Origin of the sequence: Marinobacter vulgaris (assembly GCF_003344045.1) — a bacterium.
Classification (GTDB): domain Bacteria; phylum Pseudomonadota; class Gammaproteobacteria; order Pseudomonadales; family Oleiphilaceae; genus Marinobacter; species Marinobacter vulgaris.
In genome coordinates this window covers 586,733-605,881 of record NZ_QFWX01000001.1, presented here as the reverse complement: position 1 = coordinate 605,881, position 19,149 = coordinate 586,733, and the positions used below count along the sequence as shown (strand labels likewise).

Genomic DNA, 19,149 nt, shown 5'->3' with positions numbered 1-19,149 from the left:
CCAGGATCAGCCAACAGAAGGTCAGGCCTTCTCCACCAACATGCGACCACCCATCTCCATGTGCAACGCATGACAGAACCAACTGCAGTAGTACCAGTAAACCCCCGGCTTACCCGCGGTAAAGGTCACTGAAGACGTCTGCTGCGGACTGATCTCCATGCTCACACCGTGATTCACCATCACAAACCCGTGAGACACATCCTCAATGGAATCCAGGTTGGTCACATACACCGTAACCTCATCACCTTCCTTGACCTTGAACTCCGTAGTGCCGAACTGGGGCGCCACCGAGGTCATGTAGACCCGGACCTTGTTGCCGTCACGGACCATCTCATTGGCAGCTTCCAGTGTGATGCCGTCCTTCTCGGCCTGAGCCCTTGCGCTGGCAAAGAAGGGATCGTCCCGGGTGTAGATCTTCTTGGTCTTGATCTGGTCACGACGAATCAGGATACAGTCGTGCGGTTCCGCGAACGCGGGGCCGTCATGAACCAGCTTCATCTCCTCACCGGAAATATCGATCAGCTGATCATTTTCGGGATGCAGCGGCCCTACCGGCAGGAAACGGTCCTTGGAGAACTTCGACAGAACCACCAGCCATTTGCCATCGGCATCCCGGGATTCGGTCAGCGACGCATGGTTGTGGCCGGGCTGGTAATGAACGTCGAGCTTCTGACGGATGTAATTAACATCTTCACCGTTGTAATGCCTGATGGCATCGGCGACGTTCCACTTGACCACCTGGCTGTCGATAAACAGCGTGGTATAGGCGTTGCCACGACCGTCATAGGTGGTGTGCAGCGGTCCGAGGCCCAGCTCCGGCTCGGCAACAATGGTTTCGCGCAGTTCAATCCTGTTGTCGAACAGATCATCCAGCTTGTCGATCTGGATAACGGAACAGGTCGGCGACAGCTTACCGTTGGCAATGAAGTATTTGCCGTCCGGAGAGGTGTTCAGGCCGTGAGGGTTCTTGGCAACCGGAATGTAACGGGTGAGTTCGGATTCACTACGCCCGTCCACTACAGGCACCTCGGAATCACCGATGGTCTTGAAGTTGCCTGCCTTGATGGCGGCTTCAATACGTTCAACGTTAAACACCACGACCCAGTCGCGATCGTTGCGCATTGTGCCCGCCAGCTCCGCCGCTTTCTCCGAGTTGTAGCAGGTGGAAGCAACGTACTTGCCAGTGTAGTCAGCATCGGTATTATCCAGGTTGCCGTCCACAATCACCTGCCACGCCACTTCCATGGTGTCCGCATCAACAGCGCTGAACATGGTGTAGCTGTTTTTCAGACTGAAATCGCTGCCGTCATTCGGGTGTGGAATGACAAATTCCGCGTTACAGAAGACATATTTGGTGCGAGGCACTTTCTGCAGCCGCAGACCGTGAATCGCCTGCACGTTCGGGATGTGCGTAATCTTGTCCGTCTTCATGATATCCAGGCGGATACGGGCAATACGGCTGTTGGCCTTGTCGTTGATGAACAGATACTTGCCGTCGTAACGCCCGTCTTCCATGGAAATATGAGGGTGGTGACAGTCACCATTCAGGTACTGCCGATCGCCGCCAAGGATCTCCTTGCTTTCATTGGTGATACCCCAGCCGGTGGCCGAATCCACGTTGAACACAGGGATGCGCATCAGCTCACGCATGGACGGCACACCAAGAACACGAACCTCTCCCTGGTGGCCGCCGCTCCAGAAACCGTAATATTCGTCCAGTTCGCCCGGGGCAACGTGAACCTTGTTCTGGGCGTCCTTGACAGCGGCAGCCCAGGACTCCCGGGTCATCACGGCGCCACCCAGGCCGGTAGCGCCCACGGCACCGGCAATTGCGGTTGCACCCAGGAATTTACGGCGGCTCAGTCCGCTCTCTTCCGGTGCATTGTTACCTAGCTCTTCTTTCTTTTTCATAGCATCCAACTCCGTTGTTGGTCATGGCGGTATTGCGTTTCTTCTTCCTGCTTTTCTTATGTCACCTGGGTAACCGGTATCTGCTCCGGATGGCCCGGTGCGTTATGGCCACGGCGCTTACCGCGGCGTTTAACAATCAGCGGTGGGCATTTCTTGTCATCGAAGTAGGTCATCTGGCAATCCAGGCAGTAGTGGCACTCCTGGTAATTGATGGTGCCGTCCGGATGGATGGCCTGTACCTCGCATTCGTGGTCGCACAGCCGGCAGGGGTTTCCGCACTCTTTACGACGCTTCAGCCAGTCAAAAACCCTCAACTTGGTGGGTAACGCCAGCGCCGCGCCCAGAGGGCACATGTAGCGACAGAAGACCTTGCGGGTGAACAGATTCACCACGATCAGCAGCACGGCATAGGTAACGAACGGCCAGCTGCGGTCAAAGCGCAGGGTGATGGCCGTCTTGAACGGCTCGATTTCGGCCATCTTCTCGGCGGTTGCGAGCGAATCCAGGGATACACCAAACAGCACCAGCAGAACGATGTACTTGATGGCCCAGAGGCGTTCATGGATAGCAAAAGGCACCGTGTACTGTGGCACTTTCAGCTTGCGGGCAATTTCGTTTACCAGCTCCTGCAGTGCTCCGAACGGGCAGAGCCAGCCACAGTAGACAGCCCGCCCCCACAGCAGAACAATGCCGGCGACCGTTGCCCAGAGAATGAATATCACCGGATCGACAAGGAAGGTTTCCCACTGGAAGCCGCTGATCAGGCTATTGACGAATGTCAGTACATTGACAATGGACAGCTGCCCCAGGGCATACCAGCCAATGAAGAACAGGGTATAGGTCAGAAAGGCGTGGCGTATCCAGCGGGTTACTTTCGGCTTTTTGACCAGCCAGTCCTGGAAAAACAGGATGAACATGAGAACGCCAATACCAATGCCCAGAACAATGACCTGGAACTGGCGCTGATACCACACCTGCACCCACAGGGGCTGGGTTTCCAGCCAATCTTCCTCGCTCAGCTCCACTTCTGGCCGGGTGTAGTATTGGTCCGGCAGCTGATATTCCAGCGGGAATACGGCGAACTCGCTGTCCAGTGGGCCGGTCTGGCGCTTGACGGACAGCTCCAGCGACCAGGGCGTGCCCGGGTCGAAATTGTACTGCTGCCGGATGATGAAGATCGCCATTTCGGAGAAATCCGGCATACCCTCGGCATAAACGTCACTCAGGCGATAGAAGTCCAGATCCCGGAAGTTGAAGGTGTCGCCAAACTGGCGAACCTGGACGCGATCGAAAATACCGCCGCGCACGTAGCCAGAACCCTTGAAGGAGTATTCCCCGCTCGCCATCACTGCAATGGCGTGCTCGCCCTCCTGCAGCTCCGACATCAGCCACTGGTACTGGTCTTCACCAAGCAGGTTCCTGCCGATGGTGGGTACGTTCAGATAACCGGTGTAGAGATCGATCAGCGCCTCATCGCGCTCGTCGGGAGCGGCCTCGTCAATACCTTCTGCCCCGGTTCCCTCGAAGGCATCGTCTACCTGCCCCCGGGTCACAAGTAGACGACGGATAGAGCCATCACCGGTCAGTTCTCCCCAGCTTTTTTCCGTGAACTCATCGGTGTGGACTTCCGCCACTGGTGGTCGTGAGTCCTTTCCGCCTTCAACCAGGCCCAGCTCGGCACCGATCCGGTGAGCGGTTTTCATGATGACTTCGTTGATCACCATTACCGTGACCGTGGCGCCGGAGAGGCCGTCCACGGCAATGCGGCGTTCCGAGGACTTGCCGCCCACCGTGACTCTCTGGTCTGCCTTGAGGCCGACGTACTGGTCGGTGAATTCATGCATCTTGATTTCGGGGATGCCGATCAGCAGGATCGGCTCATCGTGGTGTATCACCCGCGCGCCCTGGATCTCGCCCTCGGTATCAAGCACGACCATGGCATTCAGGGGTTTGCCGGAATAGGCAGGCGTCTGCACGAAGTCAAGAGTCTGATAGGCGTAACCCAGAAGCTCCTCGCCACGGCGGAGTTCCTGGATTGCGCGGTTGTCCTCCCGCGGAGATATGTCATCGACAGAGGGGAAGGCCTTCTGGATTACCTGACGCGCCGCGAGGGGTTCGTATTCCTCGGGAGCTGCCGCTATTGCAGTTGCCACTGGCATCAGGCCAAGGCCAACCACTCCCAGAATTGATATGACAGCATGCTTTATAAAATTCACGACACCCCCGGGGACCAATACAACAAAAACTTCAAATACCCTTCTAACCGGGTTACCCCAGGGCGACTGCCTGGCCTTTACTGTCCAGCGGCAAATAATTTCCTACGTGGCCCAGGCGGATGGACTCCACCATCATGGTGAGGGGCTGCTGCGCCTCATCAGACGACGGTGCCGTCCCGCCACGGCCGGACATGGCAGCGACGAACACCACATCCCAGGCCTGCCCGGTCTGGCGGGACTCATCCACCAGCGCCTCAAAGTTACTGACTTCCTCGGGCGCTTTGTCGACACACACCACGGGTGTCAGGGCGCCACCCTCGCCGTTGGCAAATCCTGCCCTCTCGGCTTCTGACGCATCGTCCGGCAGCTCGGCGCGGCAGAATACAAACAACAGTCGCTGGGGCTCGGGTTCAGCATCCGCAGCTTTGAGCAAATCGGTATAGCTAGAGATCATCAGGGGTTCCTGCTTTGACTAATTACTGGCTGATCTGAATCAGCCGCGCGGGGTCGGAAATGAACACCCGGCTGCGGTTAACGCGGACGAGGCCATTCGATTTCAGGTCTGCCAGAATCCTTGAGAAGGTTTCCGGCTGCATGGCAAGCCGTGACGCAACCAGGCATTTCGGCAATGGCAATTCCACTTCGCCACCCTGTTCCGCTCCGCTTGGCAACAGGTCGATCAGGTAACGGATCAGACGGTCACGGGCACTCTGGACGGTCATGATTTCCAGGTCATGGAAGCGCGCCACGGCGCGCCTGGCATAATGGCGAAGTGCTGCCTGAGTGTATTCGGGCTTCCTTTCCAGCAGTTCCTGGTAAACCTTGACGGGTATCATCAGCACTTCGCTGGATTTCAGTGCTTCGGCGTAACAGGCGTACCGGGCCGGATCTGCATAGATCATGACCTCGGCGAAGCAGTCACCGGGAGCAATGCTGTCCAGTGTGCGGTCTATGCCGGAGGCGTCGAGGCGGTAAAGGCGGAGCCGACCGGATACCACGAAGAAGAAGTGGTGAGCGGGCATGTCCTGGCGGTAGAGCAACTGGTGATGACCCAGGCGCAGGCGTCTGGATTGTCGCAACAGTGCGGTGAGGTCGTCGTCGCTCAGCGATGAGAAGAGTGCATGTTGGCGCATGGGGGCCAGCTGGTCGTCTTCGTTTATGAGTTTGTTGACGGCAACCAGTACCGGTTTGCTGTAGCGCGTTTCGGCGGTTTGTATCAGTGCCATGGTGTCTGCCCCTGCATTAATAATGCATTTCATATCTGGTTTTATAGTAATGGGGCTTGAGGGGAAAATCGCTCCCTCTATGGGGGTAGTTGAGGGGCTATTTCTGAGTAATTGATTTGCCTCAAAGAAGGGCTTTGGTGCATAGCCTGGCGGGGAGCCTCTTTCCAAAAACACGCTCCTTGCGGCACGTCCCTGTGACGCTTGAGCTTCGCCCCTCAGCGCTTATCGCTCCTGCGTCGCGCTGAGGGTCCTGGGCAGGCCATCCGTGGCCAGCCCGTGAAGAGCTATTCGCTCTTCACCCATGGCTCCGCACAGTTTTGGGAAGAAGGGGGCTACCGCCCTCCGAACGTTACCGTTGTCGCCCCGCTTACTGCATCAGTGGTGAGTCGGGTATTTCCATGTCGACTCCCTCAACACCGGTTTCCGCTGCCAGAACCTGAAGGTACTGACGGAACGCCCGTCTGGTGACGCTTTCGCTCAGATACTGCCGTATCTGGGGTTTCACATGCTCATAGGGCAGCTGTTCGCCGTCGATGCGTTGGTCGACTCTTACGATGTGCCAGCCGTAGCGGGTTTCGATCAGTTCCGGGTTGAGGCCTTCCTGGAGGGACAACACCGGGCGTTCGAATTCTTCGACGGTCTGGCCCCTGCTGATCTGGCCCAGACTGCCGCCCTGGTGGCGGGATTCGCAGGCGGAGTACTGCTTGGCAAGCTCCGCAAACTGGGCACGGCCGTCGAGCAGTGAGGACATGAGCTGTCTGCCTGCCTCTTCCTGGCGCATGCGCTCCTGGACGTCGTCCGGGGCCGCAGCGAGGAGGATATGGCTGACGGCCATCAGGGTGGGGCTGCGGAAGCGACCGGGGTTGGCGGCGTAGAAGCGTTCACAGTCCTGCTCGCCGGGGTCGGGGACGTTGAGTTCCAGTTCCAGTACACGGGCAATGCGGTCTTCTTCGTCGGCAATCTCTTCCAGGTTCAGGCGGCTGGCCTGTTGCAGGAGGAGTTCGCGGATGACGAGGCTTTTGGCGGCTTCGTGCCAGGCTTCGGCGACTTCTTCGGCCCGGTGGTGCTGCATTTCCCGGGCGATGTCGTCTTCCTCTATCAGGATGTCGCCCACGTAGACCGGCGGGAACTGGTTTCTGGGTTTTTCGGCTTCGCCGACGGGTATGAGTTGCATAGTGATAACCTCAGTGAACATGGGGTCAGATGAAGCTTTCATCTGACCCCGTTTTCAGTTGCATCAAGCGCGCTTGCGCACCACCTGGTACTTCCGTCCGAAATACTCCACCGGCACGCTGAGCATGTGCACCAGGCGGGTAAACGGGAACAGTACAAAGATGGTCAGGCCCAGGAAGATATGGGTCTTGTAGATCCAGTGCACATCAGCGATGTAGCCTGCCACGCCGCCCTGAAGGGTGACGATGCCCTGGGCCCACGCGGAGAACTTGAGCATGGTGCTGCCATCCAGATGACCCATGGTGGGCAGGATGGTGAGCATGCCCAGCACCAGCTGGATGACCAGGATGATGATGATCATGTTGTCCGCAAAGGTGCTGCTGGCCTTGATGCGGGGGTCGGTCAGCCGGCGCCAGGCCAGCATGCCGCCACCGATGATGGCCATGACTCCGGCAATACCGCCAACCACAATCGCCAGGATCTGTTTGGTGCCCGGTGTCATGAACGGCTCATAGAGCGCGTGGGGCGTCAGCAGACCTACCAGATGACCAAAGAAGATCACCAGCACACCCACATGGAACAGCACACTGGCCAGGACCATGTTTTTCTTGCGCAGCATCTGGCTGGAGTGAGCCTTCCAGGTGAACTGGCCCTGGTCGTATCGGGCCCAGGTACCGAAAACCAGCACGGCCAGGGCGATGTACGGGTAAACCCCGAAAAACAGTGTATTCAGATAGGACATCATTTCAGTTTCCTCCTGCGCCCTCAGGCGCCTCCTGCCTGACGGGGCATAGCATCCGTCATCAGCTGATCGGCGAGATGGATGGTCTGAGTCTGCTCCAGTTCGCGGCGGCGCTGGCCAACAACGCCCCCCGTACTGCAGGAACTTCCCTGATCGTCCACAAACTTCACCATTTCCTCTTCCCACACCTTGTCCAGCGCCTCCGGCGTATCGTCGCGCTCTTCCGCGGCGACGATCTGTGCCAGCTCCTGGCGATTGGCCTCACGGCCAGACAGCACCAGCAGCGAATCCATCAGCACGTGGTAGAGACTCTCTCGCTGGTAAAGTCTCTCTCCCAGAAGTCCGAGAATATGGTGGATATCTTCCAGCCAGTTCTTGATCTCTTCCCAGGGCCGTGTGGAGAGATACTCCAGGAACAGCGGCAGATAATCCGGCAGTTCCTTGGCATCGATCTCCAGGCCGTTGGCGCGATACTGCTCCATCAGATCCACCATCGCCTGACCACGGTCCCGGGACTCGCCGTGCACATGTTCGAACAACAGCAGGGACGTTGCCCTGCCCTTGTCGAAGGTGCCCACGTAGTTTTCCTGCATGTCCAGCAGATCACCGTCGCACACCAGATCGACACATCGCAGCAGCTGTTCCTTGTTCTGCCTTGGCAACCGGGCGTCTTCGAGGACAGCTGCTACCAGCGCGTCTTTGGAGGCCTGGAGCTCTTGGGTGGGGTACTCAAGCACCCGTGCTATTACTTTTAAAACTTGCATCTCGGCCTCCTTATTTCTGTAGCTGTTTCGGGTCAACCTGCTTCACGGTAGACAGTTTCTGCACCATGCTGGTGGTCTGCTTACGACCGCCGAACATGTTGAACTCGCTGTCGCCGTTGCAGCCGTCGCCGAAGCTGAATCCGCAGCCGCCGCGCTCGCCGTGGGCGTCAGGGAAGGCTTCCTTCGCCAGCTCGCGATGGCTGGTGGGAATCACGAACCGGTCCTCATAGTCCGCAATCGCCAGGTAGCGGTACATCTCATCGGCCTGGGCCTTGGTCAGGCCGACTTCCTGCAGCGCCCGCAGGTCTTCGCGGCCTTCCACGGTTTCGGCCCGCTTGTACAGTCGCATAGCCATGATCCGCTTGAGTGCCAGCACAATCGGCTTCTCATCACCCGCCGTCAGCAGGTTGGCCAGGTACTTGACCGGAATCCGCAGGCTTTCGATCTTGGGCAATATGCCGTCAAACTCGACCTTTCCGGCTTCCGCAGCAGACTGGATCGGGCTCAGGGGCGGCACGTACCAGACCATGGGCAGGGTGCGGTATTCCGGATGCAGCGGCAGGGCCAGCTTCCAGTCCACCGCCATTTTGTAGACCGGGCTGCGCTGGGCAGCTTCGATGACGTTCATCGGGATGCCGTCTTTCTTCGCCTGCTCAATCACCTTGGGATCGTTCGGGTCCAGGAAGATTTCCAGTTGCTTCTCGTACAGCTCGTGCTCGCCCGGGGTGCTGGCCACTTCTTCAATGCGGTCGGCATCGTATAGCAGCACACCCAGGTAGCGGATGCGGCCGACACAGGTCTCGGAGCAGACGGTCGGCATACCGGCTTCAATCCGCGGGTAGCAGAAGATGCACTTCTCGGACTTGCCGGTTTTCCAGTTGAAGTAGATCTTCTTGTACGGGCAGCCGGAGACACACATCCGCCAGCCACGGCACTTGTCCTGGTCGATCAGGACGATGCCGTCTTCTTCCCGCTTGTAGATAGCGCCGCTGGGGCAGCTGGCCACACAGGTGGGATTCAGGCAGTGCTCGCAAAGCCGCGGCAGATACATCATGAATGTATTTTCGAACTGGCCGTAGATATCCGCCTGGACCTGGTCGAAGTTCTTGTCCTTGCGGCGCTTGGCGAACTCGGTACCGAGAATTTCTTCCCAGTTCGGGCCCCATTCGATTTTCTCCATTCGCTGGCCGGAGATCAGCGACCGTGGCCTCGCCACCGGCTGGTGCTTGCTGTCACCGGCGGTATGCAGGTGCTGGTAATCGAAATCAAACGGCTCGTAGTAGTCGTCTATCTGCGGCAGATCCGGGTTGGCGAAAATGTTCGCCAGGATCCGGAAGCGGCCACCGATCTTGGGACGGATCTTGCCGGAGCTGTCACGCATCCAGCCGCCCTTCCATTTGTCCTGGTTCTCCCACTCTTTCGGGTAGCCGATACCGGGCTTGGTCTCGACGTTGTTGAACCAGGCGTATTCCATGCCTTCACGGCTGGTCCATACGTTTTTGCAGGTAACTGAACAGGTGTGGCAACCGATGCACTTGTCCAGGTTCAGTACCATGCCGACTTGGGAACGGATTTTCATTTTACAGCCTCCTGAACAGTGTCGTTACCTTCGCCATCGAGCCAGTCGATGTTGTGCATCTTGCGCACCACCACGAATTCATCGCGGTTGGAGCCTACGGTGCCGTAGTAGTTGAACCCGTAGGAGTACTGGGCGTAGCCACCGATCATGTGGGTCGGTTTCGGACAGACCCGTGTGACCGAGTTATGGATACCGCCACGAGTACCGGTGATCTCGGAGCCGGGAATGTTCACGACCCGCTCCTGAGCGTGGTACATCATCACCATGCCCGGCATGACCCGCTGGCTGACCACCGCCCGGGCTGCAATGGCACCGTTGGCGTTGAACACCTCGATCCAGTCGTTGTCTTCCACGCCGATTTCTTTGGCATCGTCTTCACTCAGCCAGACGATGGGTCCACCGCGGGACAGAGTCAGCATCAGCAGGTTGTCACTGTAGGTGCTGTGGATGCCCCATTTCTGGTGCGGAGTCAGGAAGTTAAGCGCCTTCTCGGGATTTCCGTTCGGCTTTTTGCCAAGCATGGGTGCCATCGCCTTGGTATTGATCGGCGGACGGTAGACCAGCAGGCTCTCACCGAAGGCGCGCATCCACTCATGATCCTGGTAGAACTGCTGGCGACCGGTCAGGGTACGCCAGGGAATCAGTTCATGAACGTTGGTGTAACCCGCGTTGTAGGACACATGCTCGTCTTCCAGGCCAGACCAGGTCGGGCTTGAGATGATCTTGCGTGGCTGGGCCACGATGTCCCGGAAGCGGATTTTTTCATCTTCCTTGTTTTTCGCCAGGTGGGTGTGGTCCAGACCAGTTTTTTCTGACAGCGCCGCCCAGGCTTTCACTGCAACCTGTCCGTTGGTTTCCGGCGCCAGGGTCAGGATCACTTCTGCCGCATCAATGGCAGATTCAATCTTTGGCCGACCGGCATTGGCCCCGTCCAGGTGGGTATAGTTCAGCTCCTTCAGGAAGTTGATTTCCTTCTTGGTATCCCAGTTGATGCCCTTGCCGCCGTTACCGAGCTCATCCAGCATCGGCCCAAGGGAGGTAAAGCGGGCGTAGGTGTTCGGGTAGTCCCGCTCCACGGTGATGAAGTGGGGCGCAGTCTTGCCCGGGATCAGCTCGCACTCGCCGCGCTTCCAGTCCTTCACATCAAAAGGCTGGCCAAGCTCGGCCGGTGCGTCATGCAGCAGCGGCAGGGTGACCACGTCTTTCTCGACACCCAGGTGACCTTCGGTCGCCTTGGAGAAAGCCTTGGCAATACCCTTGTAGATTTCCCAGTCGCTGCGGGCTTCCCAGGCGGGATCGGTGGCAGCGGTCAGCGGATGAATGAACGGGTGCATGTCCGAGGTATTCAGGTCGTTCTTCTCGTACCAGGTGGCAGTCGGCAGAACAACGTCGGAATACAGGCAGGTGGTGGACATGCGGAAGTCCAGGGTCACCAGCAGATCGAGCTTGCCTTCCGGCGCCTCCTCATGCCATTTCACTTCTGTCGGCTTGACACCGCCTTCGTGGCCAAGATCCTTGCCCTGCAGACCGCTCTTGGTCCCCAGCAGGTACTTCAACATGTACTCGTGACCCTTGCCGGATGAGCCCAGCAGGTTGGAACGCCAGACGAACAGGTTGCGCGGGCAGTTCTGCTTTGCTTCCGGATCCTCGCTGGCAAAAGCCAGGGAGCCGTCCTTCATGGACTGGGCCACGTAATCGGCCACTTCCATGCCGGCTTTCTCGGCTTCAGCTGCGATACCCAGCGGGTTGCGATTCAGCTGTGGCGCGGAAGGCAGCCAGCCCATGCGCTCGGCGCGGACGTTGTAATCAATCAGGCTGCCACTGAATTTGGACTTATCCGCCAGCGGCGACAGGATTTCGTCCACACCCAGTTTCTCGTAGCGCCACTGGCCGGAGTGGGCATAGAAGAAGGACGTAGAGTTCATGTGGCGCGGCGGGCGCTGCCAGTCCAGACCGAACGCCAGCGGCTGCCAGCCGGTCTGCGGGCGCAGTTTTTCCTGGCCAACGTAGTGTGCCCAGCCGCCACCGCTCTGGCCGATACAACCACACATGATCAGCATGTTGATCAGGCCACGATAGTTCATGTCCATGTGGTACCAGTGGTTCATACCGGCACCCACGATGACCATGGAACGACCCCTGGTCTTGTCCGCGTTGTCGGCGAACTCGCGGGCAATGCGGATCACCTTGTGGGCGGGAACACCGGTGATCTTTTCCTGCCAGGCCGGGGTGTAGGGCTTCACTTCGTCATAGGAAGTGGCGCCGTCATCGTCGCCCAGGCCGCGGCTGATGCCATAGTTCGCCACCATCAGGTCGAACACAGTGACGACGCGGCCTTCGCTGCCGTCGGCCAGTTGCACTGTGCGACTGCCCAGCTTGTGGGTCAGGGTGTCGGAGATCTCCACGCTCTTGAAATGGTCATGCTCGATACCGCCAAAGTACGGGAACGCCACATCCACCACGTCATCGTGTTTCTCGACCATGGAAAGCTGCAATTCCACGTCGGCGCTGCCAGCGGTCTGCTTCAGGTTCCACTTGCCTTTCTGACCCCAGCGGTAACCGATAGAGCCGTTCGGCGCGGTCAGCTGATTGGTTTTTTCATCGATGGCAATGGTTTTCCATTCGGGGTTGTTCTCTTCCCCGAGGCCATCCACCAGGTCACTGGCACGCAGGAAGCGGCCCGGCACGTAGCGGCCGTCCTCACGCTGATCCAGCATGACCAGGTAGGGCATATCGGTATAGCGCCGAACGTAGTCGGTAAAATACGCGCTGGGCTTGTCGATGTGGAATTCTTTCAGAATCACGTGGCCCATGGCCATACCCAGTGCGGCATCGGTGCCCTGCTTCGGGTTCATCCACTCGTCAGACAGCTTGGACACTTCCGCGTAGTCCGGGGTAATGGCAACCGTCTTGGTGCCCTTGTAACGTACTTCGGTAAAGAAGTGAGCGTCCGGGGTACGGGTCTGGGGTACGTTGGAACCCCAGGCGATGATGTAGCCGGAGTTGTACCAGTCCGCGGACTCGGGCACGTCGGTCTGCTCGCCCCAGGTTTGCGGGGAGGCCGGCGGCAGGTCGCAGTACCAGTCGTAGAAGCTCATGCAGACGCCACCGATCATGGACAGGTAACGGCTACCGGCGGCGTAGGACACCATGGACATGGCGGGAATCGGCGAGAAGCCGATGATGCGGTCCGGGCCATATTTTTTGGCGGTATAAACGTTGGAGGCAGCAATCAGCTCGTTGACTTCGTCCCAGTCGGACCGCACAAAACCACCCATACCACGGCGAGGCTTGTATTCCGCCGTTTTCTTCGGGTCTTCCACGATAGAGGCCCAGGCGTCTACCGGGTCGCCGTGTTCCGCTTTGGCGGCCCGCCAGAGCCTCATCAGATGCTTGCGCATCAGCGGATACTTCAGGCGGTTGGCGCTGTACATGTACCAGGAATAGCTGGCACCACGGGGACAGCCGCGGGGCTCGTGGTTGGGCAGATCCGGACGGGTGCGGGGATAGTCGGTCTGCTGGGTTTCCCAGGTAACCAGGCCGTTCTTGACGTAGATTTTCCAGCTGCAGGAGCCGGTGCAGTTTACGCCGTGGGTGGAGCGCACAATCTTGTCGTGCTGCCAGCGCTGGCGGTAGCTGTCTTCCCACTCGCGGCTGACGTCGTGGGTTTCGCCGTGGCCGTTTGCGAACGGCTCGCGCTTTTTCCTGAAGTAGCTCAGTTTATCGATCAAATGACTCATGGTCTCTCTCTCCATCTGCCCGTCTGCCGGATCGCTGTTCTGATGCAGCTCCGATTTGAGACCATTGTGAGCGAGAGAAACCCTGAAATCTGCGTGGTTACTACCACATAACCGGCTTCTACCACCTGGGTGGTAGAGGCGCTATACACCCCTGTATAACAATGCCTGACGCTCATCGCGACGGTAGTCAGAGGCAAATAAGAGCAGCGTGCAGGCCAGCAGCACAAAAAGAATCATGAACATGGCCGTACCCAGACCAATCCAGTGAATGATTGCACCAAACAGCACTGGCAGCAGGAAGGCAACCAGGCAGGCACTGAACAGCAACATACCGGCCACGAAGGCAGCAGCACCCCGGTTTTCTGCGATGATCATGCGCTGAAGGCCACCCATGGCAGAGCCCAGAGCCACGCCCAGTAGCACAATGAAAAACCCTTCCAGAGCGAGTGGCAGGGCCAGCTCCAGCTCAATCACTGACTCCACGCCACGGACTGATATCGTCATCGGCGGGTAGGACAGCACAAACAGGGTGGCAAGGCAGGCCGCCAGCGAACGCACCACCACGCGGCCGGCCCCATAGCGATCTGACAGCCCGCCCCCCATAATCTGGGCCAGCGCGCCAGGGACCACAAACCACAATGCCAGTCGAGCGCCTGACTCCATGGTCAGAAGGAAACGGGAGGACATGAAATCCGGCAGCCATAACGCCAGGGAAAAAAAGCCCCCGGCCACCACCCCAAAGTAAAGGTACATTCGGCACACCCGCGCGTCTGCGAGGCGCTTCAGTAATTGCAGAGCCCCGGTTTCAACGTCAGGATCGCCACGGGCGTCGGAATCGTCGGTCAGCAATGCCAGCAGGGCGGTCACCAGTAAAATAACCACCAGATAGGCAAGCGGCACCCCCCGCCATGAGAATGCCTGCACAATGAGCGGAACCAGGTAGTAATTGAAACCGGCCCCCGTCACTCCCGCGCCAAAAATTCCCAACACCAGCCCCATATGCCGGGAGGGCGTATGGCAGGTCACGAACTGCAGGCCAGCACTGTAGAATCCGCCCGCCAGACCCAGGCCAGCGGCAACCAGCAGGTAACCGGCCCAGGTTTCCACCGTCAGCAGCAATGCCATGCAGGTGGCAAGGCCAAGCAGACAGGCAATCATGACCCGCCGTGCCCCGACCTTTTGCGCCGCAATTCCGGCAGGCACCGCCAGTAAGGCTCCAGCCGCCATGGGCACTGCCAATAACAGACCAAACTCCAGGCTGCCCAGCCCCAGTGCATTCCGAACATGCGTGCCCGCCACGGCAAACAGGGTCCAGCAACCTGCAGCGATAACGAAGCCTACGACCGCCAGCGGAAGAACCACTGCCAGCGAGGCCAGATTATCACTGTCGCTGTCATCTCCAATGAAAGGCTGCATAACACCACCCACCAAAAGCCAACTTTCAGTTTCATGTTTTGCCCTGTAAAGGGTCAAAGACTATGATGGGGGATTGCCTATCGGGGTAATCAGGGACAGTCAGCTATCCTGAAGGAGGTACACTCCGGTTTAAAAACAGGTCACAATCGCCTTCATATTTGTTGTTCCCGACGAAGAAATCAGATGACACCTAACAGTCCCCTTGTTAAACGCATAGCCATTGTTGTTGGCGCTGTCGTACTGACCGCCATGGTCAGTATGGCGACCACCCTCGGAGTCTCACGCAGCATTGAGGGCAATGCCACAGCCATCAACGTGGCCGGCTCACTGCGTATGGGCGCCTATGAACTGCTTGCCCGCTCTGCCGCCGACTCCGCTGAGAACCACGCCACCACCTTCATGACCAGGCTGGAAACCTACCAGGCACGCATGGCCCATCCCGGGTTCAACCAGGCCATTCCCGATGCCGCGGACCACCCCCTGAAGCGACAGCACCAGGCCATGGAATCCCTCTGGCAGAACGAGCTCCGGCCGGCACTGGTTGCCAGCGCGCCAAACAGCACGCGCGTGACCCAGGAGCTCATCACTGCTACCGAGCTCTATGTGGCAGAAGCCGATGAACTGGTCAGCATGCTGGAGCACCGGACCGAGGCTCGCGTCGACCTGCTGCATCTGATCCAGATCATCAGCCTGGTGTTTTCGATTCTGATTATTTTCGGGCTGTTCCTCGACATCAAGAAACGGGTGCTTCTCCCCCTCCGCAAACTGGTCAACATCGCCGTCGCAGTGGGTGAACAGGATTTTTCGCGCAAGGCCAATCTTAAAGGTTCGGATGAGCTCTCTCAGCTGGGCATGGCCTTTGATCAGATGACCAGCGAGCTGGCCCTGAGCTATCGCGAACTCAAAGAAGAAGCCATGGCGAAAACCCGTGAACTGGAAAAGAGCCATGCTGCCCTGGAACTGCTCCACTCCTCCAGTCGCTCCCTGTTTGCCAATCATGACCTGTGCAATGGGGCCATTCCCATGCTTCAGGACCTTGAGCAACTGCTTGGCATCGGCCCCATACGGCTGTTTCTCCATGACAAGAATTCCAGCGAACCGGTAGAGGCCATTACCACCTCAACCACAGACCGCCCCTTCTACTGCAAGGATCACCATTGCAATGCCTGCCTGGTGACCCCGGAGGTGTTCGATGAGCTGCCATCGGAGGATAACGACGGCCGGCGACTACTGCTGCCGATTCGCACACCCGGACAGTTGCTGGGCACGCTTGAAGTCTGGTATCCCGCCAGCAAGGGGCTCTCCCAGACTGCCCGCCGCCTGCTGGAAACCCTGAGCGACCAGTTGGCCACGGCAATTTTCCTGGAGCGGCAGATTACCGAGGAGCAGCAACTCACGCTGGCAGAAGAGCGCACGGTGATCGCGCGGGAACTCCACGATTCCCTGGCCCAGTCCCTGTCATACCTCAAGATGCAGGTGGCACGACTGCGCCGTTTGGCGATCACCGGGGAACATGAAAAAATCCATAACGACATTCTGGAAGAGCTGAGCACCGGCCTGAACAGCGCCTACCGTCAACTGCGGGAGCTGCTGACCACCTTCCGCCTGAAACTGGACACCCCCGACCTGGCTACAGCTCTGCAACAGACCGTGCGGGAGTTCTCTGAACGGCTGGGCAGCGAGGTGCGGCTGGAATACCGGCTGCCCCCGCAAACCCTGTCTCCCAATGAGGAAATTCACACCCTGCAGATCGTTCGCGAAGGCCTGGCCAATGCGGTGAAACACTCTGAGGCATCGGAGATTCTGGTGCAGGTGATGTTTGAATCTCCCCGGGTACAGGTCAGAATACTCGATAATGGCAGGGGGCTGCCGCCCGGGGAGCAACCGGCACAGCACTATGGCCTGATAATCATGCAGGACAGGGCCCGCACTCTGGGCGGCAAAGTCAACGTTATCAACCGTGACAGTGGCGGCGTGGAAGTCACGTTGAGCTTCGTGCCCAAGAGCAGGCACCTGATCACATCCGCAGCCGCGAGCGGCTGAGCGTTGCAACACTACTTCAAATTATGAGAGGAACCATGTCTGACTCACCCGCAAGCATCCTGTTGATTGACGATCACCCTTTGCTTCGTCAGGGCATAAAACAACTGATCGAAATGGAAGACGACATGCAGGTGGCTGGCGAGGCAAGCAACGCGGTTGACGGTATCCGCCTGGCACAGGAGCTGGAGCCCGACCTGATCCTGATGGACCTCAATATGCCGGAAATGAACGGTATCGAGGCCCTGAAAAAGCTTCGGGAAAAAAGTATCAGCTCCCGCATCATCATGTTCACGGTGTCCGACCATGAAGACGACGTGGTCGCAGCCCTGAGAGCGGGAGCCGACGGCTACCTGCTCAAGGACATGGAACCGGAGGACATGATCCGACAGTTGCACGAGGCTGCCGTTGGCAAGATGGTGATCAGTGACCGCCTGACTGCGCTGCTGGCCCAGGCGCTACGGTCCCAGAAACCACAACAGGCCTCACGCCCTGACTTCGACAGCCTGACCCCACGGGAAAAAGACATCCTTCGCCTGATTGCCGAAGGCCTGTCCAACAAAATGATTGGCCGCAAGCTGGACATCAGCGATGGCACCGTCAAGGTGCACGTGAAGCACCTGCTGAAGAAACTGAACCTGCGCTCCCGCGTGGAAGTCGCGGTATGGGCGGTAGAGGAAGGCCTGCACAAGGGCTGAGTTATATCAAATCAATCCACCATGGCTTCCGATACTCTGGGCAGGTTTCTGACCGTCTCGGAGTAAGCCATGGCCTTTAACCTGCCCCCCATTGCAACGCTGAACAGCCCGCTTCTTGATCAATCCCTGGCGGTGCTCAGGGAGTATCTGCCCGGTGAGCCAGCAATGCGTCAGCCACCACCATTGCTCCATCACTGATCTGCTGCTCACGCAAAACTCTCCCCATACAATTCGCTTTGGCCGGTATCTTCCATTGCTTTGACATATTCCGCTATAAGACGTATATTCTATACATCTTAATAACATCCCCTCAGTGCTTTGCATTCCAGATACCGCGCTGGCAGTCAACGTACGAATGCGGCATTGCCTGTCGCTCCCAAAGGGGCACACCTCTAGTCATTGACCTGTATTTTCGAGGCCTTAATGCTCACAGCAGAAACCATAGCAACCGTTAAAGCCACCGTTCCGGCATTGCGGGATCACGGCGAAACCATAACCACTCATTTCTATCAGGTTATGTTCCGGGATTACCCTGAAGTGAAGGCCTACTTTAATCAGTCTCACCAAGCCCAGGGCACCCAGCCCCGGGCATTGGCCAACAGTGTCCTTGCCTATGCGGAAAACATTGACCGCCTGCAGGCATTGGAAGGAGCACTGCCCAATATTATCCAGAAACACGTCGCACTGGATATTCGGCCCGAGCACTACCCTATTGTCGGCGAGTGTCTGCTGAAGGCCATCGGAGATGTGTTGGGCGATGCGGCTACCCTGCCAGTGATGAGCGCCTGGGCAGAGGCTTACCAGCACCTGGCCGATCTTCTCATCGGGGCCGAGGAGTCCATTTACCAGGAGCGGGAAAATCGCAGGGGCGGCTGGCGTGGCCCACGCCGTTTCCGGGTTGCGCGCAAAGAGACTGAGAGTTCGGTCATTACCTCTTTCTACCTTGAACCCGTGGATGATGGGAAAATCATGGATTTCCAGCCCGGTCAGTTCATTACCGTCCTGCTGGATATCGATGGCCAGCCATCACGGCGCACCTACTCGCTGTCCGGCGGAGCCGGGTCCAATCACTACCGGATCAGCGTCAAACGTGAACCGGGGGGCATTGCATCAAATTACCTGCATGACCATATCGAGGTCGGCACGGAACTGGATCTGCTACCTCCGTCGGGGGAATTCACACTGACCGAAAGTCCACGACCACTTGTACTCTTGACCGCAGGTGTCGGCATTACACCGGCAATCAGTATGTTGGATGCGGCTGCCAGCAGCGGCCGCGATATCCAGTTCATCCATTGTGCCCTGAACAGCCGGGTCCACGCCTTCCGCGACCACGTTGACATGCTGGCTATCGAGAATGAAAACATCCAACCCCATTACATCTACAGCGACCCATTGCCCCATGACCGTGCCGATTCCGAAGGCTTCATCGATGAAGAAAAGCTGACCCGACTGTTACCAGAGGATCGCGATGTGGACCTCTATTTTCTGGGACCAAAGCCGTTCATGAAATCTGTCTGGTGCATTGCCTCGGATCTGGGGATACCGGAAAGGCAAATCCGCTACGAGTTCTTTGGGCCTTTGGAAACTCTCGGGGCCAGTTGATGATTGGCCCCTGGACTTTTCCGGGGGCATTCGATTTGA

At 58.2% G+C, this 19,149-nt stretch carries 14 protein-coding genes; 4 read left to right on the top strand and 10 right to left on the bottom strand.

Annotation, left to right across the window (positions count from 1 at the left end; translation table 11 throughout):
• Window positions 1–21: 21 nt before the first annotated feature.
• The 10 genes from nosZ to DIT71_RS02765 form a co-directional block, all read right to left on the bottom strand.
• Window positions 22–1,911, bottom strand: a complete 1,890-nt coding sequence (gene nosZ / locus DIT71_RS02810; protein ID WP_114611668.1) for a TAT-dependent nitrous-oxide reductase — start codon at window positions 1,909–1,911, stop codon at window positions 22–24.
• A gap of 56 nt (window positions 1,912–1,967) precedes the next feature.
• Window positions 1,968–4,070, bottom strand: a complete 2,103-nt coding sequence (nosR, locus tag DIT71_RS02805; RefSeq protein ID WP_114611792.1) for a transcriptional regulator NosR — start codon at window positions 4,068–4,070, stop codon at window positions 1,968–1,970.
• Between the two features lie 109 nt (window positions 4,071–4,179).
• Entirely contained in the window at window positions 4,180–4,581 is a 402-nt protein-coding gene (locus tag DIT71_RS02800) for a ribonucleotide reductase subunit alpha (protein ID WP_114611667.1), read from the bottom strand.
• Window positions 4,582–4,603: 22 nt separating this feature from the next.
• Window positions 4,604–5,353 (bottom strand): Crp/Fnr family transcriptional regulator, encoded by a 750-nt coding sequence (locus DIT71_RS02795; RefSeq protein WP_114611666.1) that lies wholly within the window; start codon window positions 5,351–5,353, stop codon window positions 4,604–4,606.
• A gap of 367 nt (window positions 5,354–5,720) precedes the next feature.
• Window positions 5,721–6,527, bottom strand: coding sequence for a peptidylprolyl isomerase (locus DIT71_RS02790; RefSeq protein ID WP_114611791.1), 807 nt, complete (start codon window positions 6,525–6,527; stop codon window positions 5,721–5,723).
• A 63-nt stretch (window positions 6,528–6,590) separates the two neighbouring features.
• The gene (narI, locus tag DIT71_RS02785; protein ID WP_114611790.1) at window positions 6,591–7,268 is read right to left on the bottom strand and encodes a respiratory nitrate reductase subunit gamma; all 678 of its coding nucleotides are present in this window, start codon (window positions 7,266–7,268) and stop codon (window positions 6,591–6,593) included.
• Between the two features lie 23 nt (window positions 7,269–7,291).
• Window positions 7,292–8,032 (bottom strand): nitrate reductase molybdenum cofactor assembly chaperone, encoded by a 741-nt coding sequence (narJ, locus tag DIT71_RS02780; protein WP_114611665.1) that lies wholly within the window; start codon window positions 8,030–8,032, stop codon window positions 7,292–7,294.
• A 10-nt stretch (window positions 8,033–8,042) separates the two neighbouring features.
• Window positions 8,043–9,611: a nitrate reductase subunit beta gene (gene narH, locus DIT71_RS02775; RefSeq protein WP_114611664.1), complete on the bottom strand. Its 1,569-nt coding sequence runs from the start codon at window positions 9,609–9,611 to the stop codon at window positions 8,043–8,045.
• Entirely contained in the window at window positions 9,608–13,351 is a 3,744-nt protein-coding gene (locus DIT71_RS02770; protein ID WP_114611663.1) for a nitrate reductase subunit alpha, read from the bottom strand. The genes narH and DIT71_RS02770 overlap by 4 nt, the downstream gene beginning before the upstream one ends.
• 141 nt (window positions 13,352–13,492) lie before the next feature.
• The gene (locus DIT71_RS02765; protein WP_114611662.1) at window positions 13,493–14,767 is read right to left on the bottom strand and encodes an MFS transporter; all 1,275 of its coding nucleotides are present in this window, start codon (window positions 14,765–14,767) and stop codon (window positions 13,493–13,495) included.
• 183 nt (window positions 14,768–14,950) lie between these two features.
• On the opposite strand from DIT71_RS02765, the gene DIT71_RS02760 reads away from it, so the two are divergent.
• The 4 genes from DIT71_RS02760 to hmpA all read left to right on the top strand — a co-directional run bounded on the left by DIT71_RS02760 (window position 14,951) and on the right by hmpA (window position 19,110).
• Entirely contained in the window at window positions 14,951–16,810 is a 1,860-nt protein-coding gene (locus DIT71_RS02760; RefSeq protein ID WP_114611661.1) for a histidine kinase, read from the top strand.
• A gap of 35 nt (window positions 16,811–16,845) precedes the next feature.
• Window positions 16,846–17,505 (top strand): two-component system response regulator NarL, encoded by a 660-nt coding sequence (gene narL / locus DIT71_RS02755; protein WP_114611660.1) that lies wholly within the window; start codon window positions 16,846–16,848, stop codon window positions 17,503–17,505.
• Window positions 17,506–17,574: 69 nt separating this feature from the next.
• Window positions 17,575–17,703 carry a hypothetical protein gene (locus DIT71_RS18355; protein ID WP_264756319.1) on the top strand — a complete coding sequence of 43 codons (129 nt, stop codon included), beginning with the start codon at window positions 17,575–17,577 and terminating at the stop codon, window positions 17,701–17,703.
• A 225-nt stretch (window positions 17,704–17,928) separates the two neighbouring features.
• Window positions 17,929–19,110: an NO-inducible flavohemoprotein gene (gene hmpA / locus DIT71_RS02750; protein WP_114611789.1), complete on the top strand. Its 1,182-nt coding sequence runs from the start codon at window positions 17,929–17,931 to the stop codon at window positions 19,108–19,110.
• The last annotated feature ends 39 nt before the right edge of the window (window positions 19,111–19,149 follow it).

Bases quoted from the DNA above. Each gene is read 5' to 3' on its own strand.
- nosZ (WP_114611668.1), bottom strand. From the start codon at position 1,911: ATGAAAAAGAAAGAAGAGCTAGGTAACAATGCACCGGAAGAGAGCGGA.
- nosR (WP_114611792.1), bottom strand. From the start codon at position 4,070: ATGCCAGTGGCAACTGCAATAGCGGCAGCTCCCGAGGAATACGAACCC.
- DIT71_RS02800 (WP_114611667.1), bottom strand. From the start codon at position 4,581: ATGATCTCTAGCTATACCGATTTGCTCAAAGCTGCGGATGCTGAACCC.
- DIT71_RS02795 (WP_114611666.1), bottom strand. From the start codon at position 5,353: ATGGCACTGATACAAACCGCCGAAACGCGCTACAGCAAACCGGTACTG.
- DIT71_RS02790 (WP_114611791.1), bottom strand. From the start codon at position 6,527: ATGCAACTCATACCCGTCGGCGAAGCCGAAAAACCCAGAAACCAGTTC.
- narI (WP_114611790.1), bottom strand. From the start codon at position 7,268: ATGTCCTATCTGAATACACTGTTTTTCGGGGTTTACCCGTACATCGCC.
- narJ (WP_114611665.1), bottom strand. From the start codon at position 8,032: ATGCAAGTTTTAAAAGTAATAGCACGGGTGCTTGAGTACCCCACCCAA.
- narH (WP_114611664.1), bottom strand. From the start codon at position 9,611: ATGAAAATCCGTTCCCAAGTCGGCATGGTACTGAACCTGGACAAGTGC.
- DIT71_RS02770 (WP_114611663.1), bottom strand. From the start codon at position 13,351: ATGAGTCATTTGATCGATAAACTGAGCTACTTCAGGAAAAAGCGCGAG.
- DIT71_RS02765 (WP_114611662.1), bottom strand. From the start codon at position 14,767: ATGCAGCCTTTCATTGGAGATGACAGCGACAGTGATAATCTGGCCTCG.
- DIT71_RS02760 (WP_114611661.1), top strand. From the start codon at position 14,951: ATGACACCTAACAGTCCCCTTGTTAAACGCATAGCCATTGTTGTTGGC.
- narL (WP_114611660.1), top strand. From the start codon at position 16,846: ATGTCTGACTCACCCGCAAGCATCCTGTTGATTGACGATCACCCTTTG.
- DIT71_RS18355 (WP_264756319.1), top strand. From the start codon at position 17,575: ATGGCCTTTAACCTGCCCCCCATTGCAACGCTGAACAGCCCGCTTCTT.
- hmpA (WP_114611789.1), top strand. From the start codon at position 17,929: ATGCTCACAGCAGAAACCATAGCAACCGTTAAAGCCACCGTTCCGGCA.